The organism is Pedobacter borealis DSM 19626 (assembly GCF_000708285.2).
GTDB classification, from domain to species: Bacteria; Bacteroidota; Bacteroidia; order Sphingobacteriales; family Sphingobacteriaceae; genus Pedobacter; species Pedobacter borealis.
The window spans coordinates 1-9,697 of sequence record NZ_JAUG01000128.1 but is presented as its reverse complement, the minus strand read 5'-3'; the positions used below and the strand labels follow the sequence as shown (position 1 = coordinate 9,697).

At 40.7% G+C, this 9,697-nt stretch carries 3 protein-coding genes; all 3 read right to left on the bottom strand.

The window, feature by feature from the left end; translation table 11 throughout:
- Positions 1–336: 336 nt before the first annotated feature.
- A complete protein-coding gene (locus tag AW17_RS22055) occupies positions 337–2,910 on the bottom strand; it encodes an alpha-L-arabinofuranosidase C-terminal domain-containing protein (RefSeq protein WP_029280211.1) in 2,574 nt (857 codons plus the stop codon).
- Positions 2,897–4,240, bottom strand: coding sequence for a glycoside hydrolase family 27 protein (locus tag AW17_RS22050; protein ID WP_029280209.1), 1,344 nt, complete (start codon positions 4,238–4,240; stop codon positions 2,897–2,899). Before AW17_RS22050 ends, AW17_RS22055 begins: the two co-directional genes overlap by 14 nt.
- Positions 4,241–5,028: 788 nt before the next feature.
- Positions 5,029–9,201 carry a two-component regulator propeller domain-containing protein gene (locus AW17_RS22040; RefSeq protein ID WP_029280205.1) on the bottom strand — a complete coding sequence of 1,391 codons (4,173 nt, stop codon included), beginning with the start codon at positions 9,199–9,201 and terminating at the stop codon, positions 5,029–5,031.
- Positions 9,202–9,697 lie beyond the last annotated feature (496 nt).

Here is a 9,697-nt window from a genome sequence, read left to right as displayed (position 1 = left end):
TGCTTCGTCGGCTGAAAAAGCCTTCTCGCAATGACGATTCCTACCATTGACAGGTTCCTAAAGAAAGGTCGTCATTGCGAGGCACGAAGCAATCTTAATGCGCACGCTAGTAGCGATCGTTGTAAGATTGCTTCGTCGGCTGAAAAAGCCTTCTCGCAATGACGATTCTTACCACTGACGGATTCCTAAAGAAAGGCCGTTATCTCGACCGAAGCAACGCGGAATGGAGAGATCTTTGGACTATATTAAAAGATCTCTCCTCCAAAGGAGTTCCTTTGGAACACTACGGTCGAAATGACGATACTTCGAGATCATTTAACGTGCTTTTATTTGGTTTTACAGCTCAAATACGGTAAAGGAATAAGGTTTTAGTTCGAGAGATTTAAGATTCGAAAAATCCATAGCTGTTTTTATAGGTTGGATTTTGTAATCGCCCGGAAGACCTGATATTTCTTTTTTAATTACTTGTTTGTTGACTAAACTCAACTTAGACAGATCAATATTAGTCTTAACTGCGACTGGAAGCATATTTACAATTTTGATGAATAATTTTCCTGATTTTTGGTCGCGGGTAATTGAGTACGCCACCCGCTTAATTACATCTTCTCTCTTCACTGAAAAATCAACTTGTGCAGGAATAAATTCATCTCCTACGTTTTGACCGTAAAGCTGTTGCACGTAATATCCAATGGTGGGCTTAACTTCTGTATTATTAAAATAGATCAGATCAGGATTCCACTGTGTATGTTTTTCTTTTGCCAACAATGGCGCATAAGAGGCCATAGATACCACATCTCCATTGCGCTCCAGAGAGGTGAGATATAGCGCTTCAGATAAAGCGGTTTCCAGGTTTGTTCTATTCCCCCCTGGGAGGCTTGCCGCATACTCACCCAGATAAACCTTTGATTTACTGCGGTCATATTTATCATAAAAATCCTGATTGTTGATAAACCAGCCCGGTGGACGATAATAATGTTCATCTATCATGTCAACCTTCATTTCGTTGGCAAAGGCCCAACCTTCCTCATAATCTGTTCCTTCAAAAAATGGCCCTGAAGTTCCAATAATGGTTATTTCAGGATGCGCTTTTTTAAGTGCTTTATAGATCATGGCGAAATGCTCACGAAAGACGTCTGTTATCTGGTCTTCATTGCCGATACCGATATATTTTAAATTAAATGGTTTCGGATGCCCTGCTGCAGCACGTTCCTTCCCCCATTTTGTATTTGTGGCTCCATTACAGTATTCAACTAAATCGATAATATCCTGAATATATGCAGGCATATCTGCCATCGGGATTCCGCCCTGCTGCCCGCCCCCATTGGCTCCTGAGTTTTGGCAGGGCACTCCAGCGGCAATAACAGGGACTGGCGCTGCTCCGATATCTTCACAAAACTGAAGGTACTCAAAGTATCCCAGGCCCATACTCTGGTGATAGCCCCACAAATTGCGGTCAGGAACCCGGGCCTGTAAGGCTCCGATTGTATTTTTCCATCTGTAAATGTTATGGATCCCATCTCCATGGGCCACACATCCACCAGGGAAACGCACAAAACGCGGTTTTATCGCTGCAATTGTATCTGCAAGATCTGCTCTAAGGCCATTTCGGCGATTTTTGAAGGTATTTTGGGGAAATAGTGAAATCATATCGAGATCGATACGGCCATTTTGTAATGGCCACAATTGCAAACTCACATCAGAGGCTGAAACCGATGATTTGAGCGTTGTTTTAATTTCCTTCCATGACTTCGAACTGCAACTGATCAATCCATTCGAAAGCAAGCCATATTTTTCACTAACAAGCCTTACTTCAAACGACTTCTTTCCTGCTGGAACCCGGACAAAACTGGAAAACAGGTAATTTTCTCCCTTTTTTAGTGCGATTCCGTCATAACCAGAATTCGATAATGAACTACCATCGACCGTTAAATTTAGTGCCGCATAATGTGGGTTATTCGGATGGAGTGGCTGCGCTGTTCGAATTGCAAAATCTCCTTCTTTGCCTTTGAATGTCCAGGAATGATTGCTGTTCCATTTTGTATCATGGTTTTCTTTATCTGATGGCTGATATTCGAAGTCGCGATTTTCAATCAGTTCACCATAAAGTCCGCCATCTGCTGCATAGTTGATATCTTCAAAAAATATCCCTGTTAACAGCTTACTGATTGCTTTAGCTTTTTCGGGCGCTGCCGAAATATGCAGCTCCGGCTTTGTTAAGTTTGCAAAACGCACCGGATCTTCTTTGGTTGTCTCCGCATCTTGCCTCGCCTTGAAATTCCTGAGCTCCGCAGCTTTATTCAACGCTTCAACCACCGCCCATTTAACACGGTGTAACTGCCCACTCACCGTATTGTTTTGAATGGTAGTGGTGATGGTATTGCTTTTATAGGCAGAGAGAGATACCTCCTTTGCCGGACTATAGGTTTTGAAGTCTTTTGTTTCTGTCTGAAAATAGGCGCCTTCACTATCCGTGTACACAATCTGATAAATATCGAGGTCTTTATGGTAACTAATCACAGGACGAAGGATATTCTTACCTTTTTCAGAAAAGGGATAACCTTGCGGCCCCCAATCAATCAGATTTCCTGTTTGAGCATGGGCAAATTGTTTTACCCGATCATTTAAGCTCCATACACATTGCCAAACTCCTGCACGCCCCTGAATCACATATGGAGCAAACATTTTTTTGTCTGATCCCCAGCGGCCAAAGTCTGAGCGAAGGTAAACCTGCCCTGTTCCAACAGGTGTCCAGTTATTTCGGTCATCGCTCCATGCAAACCGCAATCCATCATTCCCGTATGAAAACAGGTAAACAGAATCAGCCGCAGCATGTTGCGTTGGTTCTGATGCAAATGAGTTTCTGCTAAATAGCAAAAACACCAGCACCATAGATAGCTTACTTAATTTCATACAAAACGCAGCTATGTGGTTTAAGATTTACGGTTATTTGTTTTCCATCATTCTGAACAATTTTCCCTGTCCAGCTATCTGAAACTTTAGCTGCTTTAGCTATCCCTAAATCCGAAAGTTTTACCGAAACTTCCTTTAGATCTGATTCATCAGAAAGATTGAACAGGGCGAGATAATGTTGGCCGGTTTTAGCATTCGTTGATGTTACCGCAACTTTCTTGCGATCGTTAAAGAGAAATTTTACATCGGTACTTTCTCTATGCATCTTAAGCACAACTTTATTGGTAAGTAGCGAAGTGGTAAAGGGATCCAAACTCGGCATGTCACCGCCAAACATCAAGGGCGAGCGGAATATGGTGAAAAAGGTCATCAGCACTTGCTGCTCATCCTTGGTCAATCTGCTCGCACGGTCGCCGCCTCTTTCTCCGCGAATGGAAATTCTACCCAATGGAATCATATCGCAATCAGGCCAGGTTCCCGGCTTAATATAGGGCGCCCATGGTTGGGCAACATTAATCAGGTGCGTAATGTGTGGCCAGGTATCCCATACATCATCCACCATTCTCCACATATTTGCATGTTGTTGAACGTGTTCTGCTTTTTCTATCGGCGTTTCGCCTGGTGAAGTGCTCAGCACAATCGGGCGACCGGTTTTATCGATTGCTTTTCTGATGAGCTCTATTTCTCCCTGATGATAAGGACGGGAGAGATCATCTATTTTAATAAAGTCGACACCCCAACTGGCGTAAAGTTCCATTATTGAATCATAATATTCCTGTGCACCGGGTTTTGTAGCATCTATCGTATAATTATCAGTAAGCCATTTGCATTGCAAAGCAGTGCTATAGATCTGATCGGCAGTGTATTTTGTACCCTTAATTGGCATCTTTTCTTTAACGGCAAGCGTAGGGATGCCGCGCATAATATGAATACCAAATTTTAACCCCTTAGCATGTATATATTTTGCCAGGTTTTTAAAGCCCTGTCCGTCTGCTGCCGACGGGAACCGGTTCAAAGCAGGCAGATAACGGCCAAATTTATCAATTACATATTTTGGATCCGTTTGGTTATATCCTCCTGCTTTATCATTTTCCACAAACCAGCGGATATCTACAACGATATATTCCCATCCGAAAGATTTCAATTTGGAAGCCATATAATCTGCATTGGCTTTTACTTCAGCTTCTGTAACAGAAGAGCCGTAACAGTCCCAGCTATTCCAGCCCATCGGAGGAGTCTTCGCCCAATTCTTAAAATTCTGCTGTGCGTAAGTTTGATCAATTGTGAACATTGAACAAAGTAAAATCAATACTGATGTTATTCTTTTCATGCGTGTATATTTGGTCTTTCACAAATATAAATAATAAACGTTAAAACAACGATTATTATCGAATCATTTAGAGCATATCAAGAATAATATTACTCAAGTCGCAACACCAATGTCGTTAAGTTAAGCGCTTTTAACTACAGATACACAGAGATATACACGGATCTTCATATCTGTGTATATCCTTTCTATCTCCCGAAAATCGGGACAAGTCGTGATTAAATTATTTTTGCTTGTGCCAAATGGATTGACTTAATAACATTTTGGTAACGCTACAACCGGGGCTAAGCAGCTCAAACAATGTTTCTTTTTTTGGCTTGCAGGGTGCACCTACCTTTGTGCCTAAACCCGACAGCAGCGGCAGTCCCGATTTAAGCACTTTTTTTACTTTTTTATGGTGTGCTTGTTTCACAGGTTCTATCGGGGCTATAGCGAATGGCGGGGCTGAGCGCCCCCAAGAACCACTGGCCATTCATTTCCTAATAAGAATATCTTTTATTTCGGTCGGTGAGACACCAGCCGATAGGATAATAAACCTTGTCTGATAGTTATTTTTACAATTTAATAATCGAACTCAGGCTTTTAACCACAGATGCAACAGATAAACACGGATTTCATATCTGTGTACATCCTTTCTATCTCCCGAAAATCGGGACAAGTGGTGGTTAAATTATTTTTGATTGTACCGGATGGCTTAACTTCATAACATTGGGCCGCAACACGGCTGTGTTTTATTTACGCTCAACACCCATCAATCAATTATCCTGTCCGAAAGGCACAAGGAGCTGTTTTTAGTCCGAATCCTTTTTTTTCGCTCTATATTCTGAAGGAAGTACCTGGTATTTTTCCCTGAATGCCTTTGCAAAATAGTTAGGGGTGCTAAAACCGACCATATAACAAATTTCAGAAATGGTTTTACTACTTTTCTCCAATAAAACCGCTGCTTTTTCGAGCTTAACAGATCTGATAAAATCAACAGGGGTTTTACCGGTAACCCGTAAGCACTTTCTGTATAACGATACCCTACTGATTACCATATGTTTGCTCAGATCTTCGACTGATAATTGAGGCTTATGGAGGTTGTCTTCAATGTAAAGCAATGCGGTGTTCAGGAATTTCACATCATCGGATTCTATTTCCATTTCTGGCGATGCCATACTCACCTGTCTGGAATAAGTTTTTTTAAAGGTTTGATTCAGCGTGAGCAGGTTCTTGATTTTGGAATGTAAAATCTCAAAATTAAAGGGTTTGGTCATGTAATCATTCGCTCCTATTTCTAACCCTTTTAGCTGTTCTTCTTCACCCGTTAAAGCCGTTAAAAGAATAATCGGTATATGCTTTGTCCTTTCGTCTGATTTTAATTTTCCGCAAAGCTCATTGCCATTCATTTCAGGCATACTGATATCGGAAACGATCAGATCTGGATGTAGTGCAAGCGCCTTTTGCCAGCCTTCCTTACCATTTGATGCCTCTTCGATTTTATAAAAAACCCTCAGGTTATCTTTAAGGTAAAACCTAAAATCCTCGTTGTCCTCAACCAGCAGAATAAGGGGGACATTTTTTACGCGGAGGTGCTTGTCGGCAGATTCTTTTTCTCCATCTTTTTTATCTGGTGTGGCATCTGGCACATCCGCATCCTCAAGATGTTTTTGCTCCTGCCCTGAAATGGCAACGGGTACAAGATTTAGGGATAATGTAAAACAACTTCCCAAACCTGGCTCACTTTTTACTACTATTTCGCCACCGTGCATTTTGACAAACTCTCTGGTGATGGAAAGGCCTATCCCTGAACCCTGGTTAAGAATGGAAGAAGAAGTATCATTTTGGAAAAACCGTTCGAATATTTTTTCCTGTTTATCTTTTGGAATACCAATCCCCGAGTCCATCACTTTTAACTCCAACGAAACCCTGCCATCTCCTGGTTTACCATCCAGTACTTGTAGCTCAACACCTACTGTTCCACCTGTGGGTGTAAATTTAAATGCGTTAGAAAGTAAATTGAACAATATCCGCTCTATCTTATCCTGATCATATGATACATATAAGTTTTCTATGGTGCTTTTAAAAGTAAGTTTGATCTGCTTCCGTTCTGCGAGATCGTAAAAAGAATCTGTTGCATCTTTAATGAAGGAAACAATTTCTCCATCGCTATTATTTAACCGTAGTTCCTGCTCTTCCATTTTACGAAAATCGAGCAGTTGGTTTACCAGGTTTAATAACCGCCGTGCATTTCTTTTTATCATGGCCAGCTGACCATTCCGCCCATTCTCCCTGGATTCGATCAAAAGTTTATCCACAGGGGCCAGGATCAGGGAAATAGGTGTCCTGAACTCATGGCTCAGGTTGGTTAAAAATTTAATTTTTAACAGATCAAGTTCCCGTAACCTTTCTGCCTCTTTGCGGTCTTGCTCGCGTAATTGCCGGGCCTGGATCCTTTCCTGTACCAAAGCAAATTCCCGCCTTAATTTATTGATCCCCCTTCTTCTGATAAATAGCAACAGGCAACCAATGGCCAAAACATACAGGATATACGCCCATGTTGTGCGCCAGAAGGGAGGTAAAATGGTAATTTTCAATTGTGATTCGGCCAAGAGTACAGCGTCATTTTCATTAAAAGCCCTTACATGGAGTATATATTTGCCGGGATCAAGGTTTGTAAAAGTAGCTTTACGGCTTTCTGAAGGTACCGTAAGCCAACGTTTATCGAATCCTTCCAGACTGTATTTATAGATTACCTTTTGGGGATTAAAATAATTGAGCAGTGCAAACTGGACTGAAAAAATATTCTCTTTATAGCTAAGGCTTAAATTCTTAAGTTCTGTTATAGTTTCGGGCAAAATAATATGTCCGTTTATACTTTCACCAACCTTTACCTTATGGTAAAATACCTCTAAATCAGTCATGACCAGCGCTGAGGGAAACTGGCTGTTCTTGATCTGCTCTGCCCTGAAAATATTGAAGCCGTTCGGCCCCCCAAAAATCAGTTCGCCGGCTTTAGTTTTCAGTACTGCATTGATGTTGAATTGTGTATTCTGTAACCCGTCTGACTTGTTGTACTTACTGTACCTGAATTTATAGATCTTCCCCTGAGCAATTACAGAAATTTTGTAAAGCCCTTTAAGGGAACTGTACCAGATATTGTGATCCTCATCTTCGATAAGTGAAAGCACTGTGTTTTCAGGCAGGCCAACCTCTTCGCTTAAATTAGTGAACTTTCTGCTTGCAGGATTGTATATGCTTATCCCTTCTCTTGTACCGATCCAAATCCACCCCCTGCTATCATTGGTGATTGAATTTACGACACCCTGTATCAGGGAATTGGTATCCCTGCTGTTGTTTTTTAAATAGCTAAACTTAGCGGTTTTTGCATCCAGGATATTCAGCCCTGCAGTGGTGCCGATTAAGATATTTTTGTTTTTATCTTCGTACAAACAGGTAACCACGTAAGCATTTAATGTATTTTTAACCGAAGGGTTAAAGTGTTTAAATTTTCCGGTACTGCGGTCAAGTAAATTCAGCCCACCGTTTAAGGTTCCTACCCAGAGCCTGTTGGAAGAATCTTCCTGCAAAGCATAAATCCGGTTATCAGAAATACTTGAGGGATCAGCAGTGTGCTTAAAATTCGTAAACTTCTTCCCGTCAAAAGAATCAAGCCCACCTAAATAAGTACCGATCCATAAAACACCTGAATGATCGATAGTAAGGCTGATCACAATATCACTACTTAACGAATTATTGCTGGCAGCATTATTACGGTACCTTTTTATTTCGCCTGTACTTCTGTTCAAGTACAACAGGCCTGCTCCGTTTGTTCCGATCCACAGGTTACCTTTGTTGTCCTCCGCAAATGAATTAACATCCTCGTTTAGCGCATTTTTCCCAGTTAGATACTGATTTAAGGGGAATTTATAAACACTTTTATGGTAATAAGAGATTCCTTTTTTGTAGGTCCCGACCCACACTATTCCATTGTTATCTTTATATAAAGCCCCTACACTATTATCACTTAAGCCCTTCAGGTCACCTTCTTTACTTAAAATATAGGTTAACCGGTGGGTATGTTTGTCCAGGATATTGATTCCGCCATGATCGGTCCCTATCCAGATATTTCCATCGTCGCCCTCAATTACCTTGCTTACGTTATTTGAGCTTAATCCGGAATGATCTTGCTTTTTTCCAAAATAACTAAACTGATCACTTACCACATTAAGGTAATATAAACCGAAAGGGTTACCCCTGCTGTAAATAAAAATATTGCCTTCCGAATCGCGGTTGAGATTGAAGGAATTTACCTGCTCACCAAACCGTTTGTTGATGACAAAATACCTGTTTGTTACCCTGCGATTCTTTAAATTGAACTTATCAAGAACACCACTGGTATAAATAACCCATAAATTGCCTTTTTCGTCATCAATAAAATCGCTTATCTGATCAGCATATAGCGAATTGGATACACCGTTCTGATGGCCATACCTGGTGGTTGCATGAGTTTTTGGATCATAGCAAAAAATACCCAGGTTTTCGATCAGGAAATAAAGCTTGCCGCTATTATTGGTTTTTATCCCCTTCAGGTACCCAACTGGAAGTTTATACTTTTTAAGGTGTTTATCCTGGAACCGTTCAAACTTTTCGGTTGAGGGACTGTAAATACTAAAACCACCTCCAGAGGTAATCCATAACTGTTTCTCCGGCCCCTCAAATATATCTAAGATATAACCCTCCGGGATACTGGTACTATCTTTTGAACTGTGTTTAAATATTTTGAATTCGTGTCCATCATACCGGTTCAGGCCAGACAGGGTGCCGAACCACATAAACCCCTTGTTATCTTTATATATGGCATTTACTTGATTATCTGATAAGCCATTGGCAATATCGAGATGAGAAAACTGATATACGTTTTCTTGCGCAAAAAGAGAATTACACAGTATGAGTGCGCTGATTAAAGCTAAAAACCGAAACATATATTTTATTATAATACAGAAATCATCCCTGAGAACCCCTCAATGATTAAAGTAGCTTTAAATGGTTATAATTGATAAGGATTTAAGTATTAGCTAAACTACGTTTAAATCCTGAGATCTTTAGAGCCTGCTTAAATTTTATTATAAATTATTAGTATGTCGTCTGTCCAAAGGACTCCTGTGGAGAGCGTAGTCGAAGACCCGTTTTTCGATATATTAAGCAATCGACTCCGCTACCATTGACGTTATTTTGTAATCACCTAAATATGAGCTATTTATTCCGATTTTATATTTCCACCCAACTAGGCCGTAGCACCGTATCCCCGTTCTAACCTGAGTTCGATAATTATTTGCTGAAAATTATATCTTATTTACGCCTAATCCCGCTTTATCGTCCTGCTGAATTTATTTCAGCATCTTTTTAGCGTGAAAGACCCTGAAATAAATTCAGGGTGACGACCGTCTTAACAGAAAACTTGATTAAAACGCCACAAAA